Below are 4,690 nucleotides of genomic sequence, written 5' to 3' on the forward strand. Positions count from 1 at the left end.
GGAAAGTAACATAAAAAAAGCCAATTCAAAATGACTTCTAAATTGGCTTTACTATTATAAATAATGTTTTTATTAATCCTCGTCCGCTTCTCCTGTTGTATTGGCTTCTAAATTAGTTCCAACAGTTGCGTTCGCTCTAATTTCTGTATGACGAACTTCGCCACCGGTTGTACCCGTTTGTTTTCCTAAGAACACAGCTACTAAAGCACTTACGAGAGCTAAATAGGATATTAAGTTTGCTTTAGCGTGCTTTTTAAAATTTAAATACAATCCTACTAAAGAAATTCCAGCTAAAATATACAATACTAAAGCCAATTTCTCAGCCATTTCTTCATGTTCATGTATAATTTGATCCGTTACAGTAGGTAGATTTTCAGCAATTTCTTCGGCACCTTCACCAGTAAACATACTTGCAAAGCCAAAAATAGCCGAAATACAAAAAAGTACATACGCTACATTTTTTATAACGTTGTTTTTCATTACAATCCCTGTAATTAAAATTCCTAATCCAAAAATGGTTCCAATAATTGGAAAGTGGTTTACCACCATGTGTAAATGTGCATCGTTCATAATATTATATTTAATTTATAGTGTTACAGAAATTTATTACTACTAATTTTTAGTATATTTGACCTTAATTTTTTTAGTTATGAAAACCGTAATAAAACAACATAAAGTATACACAAATATAGCGATTTTTTATTTGATTGTAAGCTTTTTAACCCGAATAATTTTACTATTTCACCCAATCACACAAAGTAAATTTTCTATTCTTGAAATTATAAAAATATTTGGATTTGGACTTTTATCCGATTTGTTTATTTTCGTATTTGTTGGTGCTATTTTATGGTTGTATTTGCTGTTTTTATCCAATTCTAAATTTAAGAAACCTTACGGATATATTATTTTAGGAATATTTATATCAATTTTACTTTACATTCTTTCTGGTAAAAGCATTTTAAGCGAATACGGTGGTGTAGTGCCAGAAATAGGAATTGCTTTTGTAAGTTTAAAAACTATTTTTTTTGCAGCCTTATTGTTTACTGAAAAATATAGAAAACAAATTCGTTTGGCTTTATTTTCTTTAACCATTTTCTTATTTGTTTTATTAATTATACAAAATGCAGTTAGCGAATTTTTCTTTTGGAATGAATTTGGTTTAAGATATAATTTTATAGCTGTAAATTATTTAATGTATACCAATGTCGTTATTGGAAACATCATGGAGTCTTATCCAGTGGTACCGCTTTTTGCATCTGTAGGAATTTTAGCATTTGCAGCTACTTATATAATAATTAAAAAATCAAAATCGTATTTAGAGGATTTGCCTAATTTATCAAATAAATTAAAGATTATTGGAGTGCAATTACTATTGCTTGGTAGTGCTTTCCTAATTCTTCCTACTATTACTTCTCAACAAAATAGCCCAAATGTATTTGCAAATGAATTACAGAGTAATGGCTTACAAAAATTTTACATAGCATTTATTAACAGTGAATTAGACTTTTTCCAGTTTTACGAAACGCTACCCGAAAATGAATTGGCTCAGTTTAATACAAGTATTGGAGTAAATTACAATCAAAATAGTTCTTTTATTACAGCTAAAGGAACGGAAACTAAGAAAAATGTTGTTTTAATTACTGTTGAAAGTTTGAGTGCTGAGTTTATGAAACACTACGGCAATACAAATGCTATTACGCCATTTTTAGACCAATTAGCAGATGAAAGTTTATTTTTTACGAATTTGTACGCCACTGGAAACAGAACCGTTAGAGGATTAGAAGCGGTTACCTTATGCTTACCTCCAACTCCAGGAGAAAGTGTTGTAAAACGAATAGATAATAAAAATAAATTTACAACAGGATGTGTATTTCAATCAAAAGGATATACTACAAAATTTTTATACGGTGGCGATGCGTATTTTGATAATATGCAAGACTTTTTTGGAGGAAACGGATATGATATTGTAGACAAATCCAGCTTGAAACCAAACGAAATTTCGTTTTCAAATATTTGGGGCGTTTGCGATGAAGATATGGCTAAAAAAGCCATTCAAGTTATGAATGAAGAAGCTAAAACAGGTAAACCCTTCTTTAATCATTGGATGACAGTAAGTAATCACCGACCTTTTACTTATCCAGAAGGAAAAATTAGCATTTCAGGTACTTCAAAATCAAGAGAAGGTGGTGTTATGTATACCGATTATGCTTTGAAACAATTTTTTGAAATGGCAAAAAAACAAGTCTGGTTTAAAAACACAGTTTTTGTTATAGTAGCCGATCATTGCGCCTCAAGTTCTGGAAAAACGGAATTACCAATGGATAAATATAGAATTCCTGCTTTTATTTATGCTCCTGGATTTATTCAACCGCAAAAGATTGATAAATTGGTTTCGCAAATTGATGTAATGCCAACCGTTTTAGGTATTTTGAACTTTAAATACCAATCTAAATTTTTCGGAAAAGATGTTTTAAAAACAAATTATATACCAAGAGCTTTCATTGCAACCTATCAAGATTTAGGATATATAAAAGATGATGTTTTAACAATAATTTCACCTCAAAAGAAAGTAAAACAATTTGATTTGGTACAGCAAATAAACACAAATTTAAGTGGTACCTACTCTATCCTATTTGATGAAAAAAACAAAACTTCAGTTGATGAAAAATTAAAAAAAGAAACAATCGCAGTGTATCAAACCGCATCTTATATTTTAAAAAATAAAAAATATCAAAAATAAAATAATCCAAATACGTTTTATCATAAAAAAACTTCTTGAAAAATATCAAGAAGTTTTTTTATATTAAATAGGAATTGTCTTTTTATTCTTCTTTGTTTTTTAACACCATCAATAAAGTATAAGCATCACCAATTACTATCGATTTATTTTGTAGCGTATCGTAATTTATAATTTCTGAAACTTTATCCGTAATTGTTCCTAATTGTACTTCTTGCATTGAAAATGTATTTTTATTTTCGTTCTGAATAAATACAAATTTTTTACCTTCATAATCAACAATTGCATCATTATTTAAAATAAATGCGTTGTTATTATCAATCTGAATCAAAGCGTTAATATAGTTACCCGGAATTAGTTTTTTTGTTGTGTTGAAAATTTTTGCATATACCTCAATAGCACTTTCATCTGAATAACTTTTGTTTACAAATTCTATTTTCGTTTCGTAAAATACATCTGGCTGAGAATTTGTAAATACTTTAATTTTTTGACCAATAGATAAGTTTGCTGCATCTTTTTCAAAAACATTCAATTTTGCATACATACTTTGATTGTCCATAATTTGAAATAACATATCAGTAGCAGAAACATATTTTCCAATATTTACATCTACTTTAGTTATCATCCCAGAAATAGGCGCATATATATTTACCGATTTTGAAATAGAATTAGCAGTTAAAGTACCTGGATTTATTTGAATTAATTTCAATTTTTCTTCTAACGATTTTAGCGTAATCCGTTGTTTTGCAAATTCACTTTCTGATAATTGAAAGTTTTTTTCACTAACCGCTTGTGATGCATTTAATTCTTTCTGACGCGCATAGTCTTTTGATGCAAACGCTAATTGTTGTTTTGTGGTTAAATAATCGTGTTGAATTTGAACATACGATTGATCTTCAATTACAGCTAAAATTTGACCTTTTTTAATAACCATTCCTGGCATTACTTTTATGTTCTTAATATAACCTCCAAGCGGCATACTTACACTTGCCATAGCATTTGGTGCTAAAGTAATTTTACCGTTTACTTTAATGGTTGTCGAAAGCGGTGATTGTGTTAAACTGCCCACCTTAATTTTTGAATTATCTAATTGCTTTTTAGTTAATTCAACAACATTATCTTTTAATGATTTTACAGGTAATGCTTCTTCTTTTTTTGACTGACAAGCTATATTTAGCGTTAAAATTATCAGTATTGAATATATATTTTTCATGATGTTTTTTTTTAATTGAAATATAAAATTTGAATGATGTTGGTGTTATGAGATTGAATTTTATCTAAATAATCAGATGTGGCTTCTAATGCTTGATTCATTGTCCAAGACCATTCCATAAAATTAATATCACCATTTAAAATTTGTTTGTTTGCATTTGAAATAATTATTTTTGTATTAGGTAACACCACTTTTTCGTAATACGACAATACATCTTGATTATTTTTATGTTTTACAAAATATTTATTCCATGTTTTTTGTAATTCTTGTTGGTGCATGGCTGCTTTATCTATCAATATAGTTTCGTTAATTTTAATTGCTTTTTGTCTGGCTTTATTTGCCGAATTAAAAACAGGAATTCCTAAACTAAACTGAAACGATTGAAAACGATCGTTTTTACCATAAAAATTATTATCTGCTCCATTTCCTTGCATAGTTGTACTAAAGTAACCAACCGAAACATCTGGAATTAGAGCCGATTTTTCTATTTTTAATAAGGAAGCATTTGTTTGTTTGTCTAACACTAACATTTGCAACTCTAAATTATTAGTAACAAAATCTTGAGCGGGTAAAACGTCTATTTTTGCCGACTTATAAATAGGAATAATTGTTTCGTTTATTTGAAGTAAAAATTGCAATTGCAACAAAATTTTAAGTTTCTCTTCTTCAATTAATTTTAATTGATTTTTAATTTTTACCATAAATAATTCAGCAGAACTTTTTTCAAAAGCACTACTCTC

At 28.4% G+C, this 4,690-nt stretch carries 4 protein-coding genes; 1 reads left to right on the forward strand and 3 read right to left on the reverse strand.

Translation table 11 applies throughout. The features are described from left to right. Positions 1–72: 72 nt before the first annotated feature. Positions 73–570 carry a hypothetical protein gene (locus tag KA468_RS10725; RefSeq protein WP_291242927.1) on the reverse strand — a complete coding sequence of 166 codons (498 nt, stop codon included), beginning with the start codon at positions 568–570 and terminating at the stop codon, positions 73–75. Between the two features lie 79 nt (positions 571–649). Between KA468_RS10725 and KA468_RS10730 the strand changes: the two genes are divergently transcribed. Next, positions 650–2,740, forward strand: coding sequence for an LTA synthase family protein (locus KA468_RS10730; protein WP_291242928.1), 2,091 nt, complete (start codon positions 650–652; stop codon positions 2,738–2,740). An 82-nt stretch (positions 2,741–2,822) separates the two neighbouring features. On the opposite strand, the gene KA468_RS10735 is transcribed toward KA468_RS10730, so the two are convergent. Further along, entirely contained in the window at positions 2,823–3,950 is a 1,128-nt protein-coding gene (locus KA468_RS10735; protein ID WP_291242929.1) for an efflux RND transporter periplasmic adaptor subunit, read from the reverse strand. A gap of 11 nt (positions 3,951–3,961) precedes the next feature. Beyond that, positions 3,962–4,690: TolC family protein (locus KA468_RS10740; protein ID WP_291242930.1), on the reverse strand; the 729-nt coding region annotated here is incomplete at its 5' end.

It is taken from the genome of Flavobacterium sp. (genome assembly GCF_017985075.1).
GTDB lineage: Bacteria > Bacteroidota > Bacteroidia > Flavobacteriales > Flavobacteriaceae > Flavobacterium.